We start from the raw sequence: 236 nt of genomic DNA on the forward strand, positions 1-236 counted from the left end.
CGAGTTCAAGAACTTCGAAGCAGGTACTGAAGGCATTTCTAAAGCGATCGCTGAATCAGACGGTTTCTCTGTAGCAGGTGGTGGTGACACGCTAGCGGCTATCGACAAGTTCGGTATCAAAGCTGACGTTTCTTACATCTCTACAGGTGGCGGTGCATTCCTTGAGTTCGTTGAAGGTAAAGTACTACCAGCAGTAGCAATGCTTGAAGAGCGTGCTAAAGCATAATCATCTTTAT

At 46.2% G+C, this 236-nt stretch carries 1 protein-coding gene; it reads left to right on the forward strand.

Annotation, left to right across the window (positions count from 1 at the left end; all coding sequences use genetic code 11):
• Positions 1-226: phosphoglycerate kinase (gene pgk, locus MRS74_RS23690; protein ID WP_254582735.1), on the forward strand; the 226-nt coding region annotated here is incomplete at its 5' end.
• Positions 227-236: the final 10 nt, after the last annotated feature.

It is taken from the genome of Marinobacterium sedimentorum, assembly GCF_024267675.1.
GTDB lineage: Bacteria > Pseudomonadota > Gammaproteobacteria > Pseudomonadales > Balneatricaceae > Marinobacterium_A > Marinobacterium_A sedimentorum.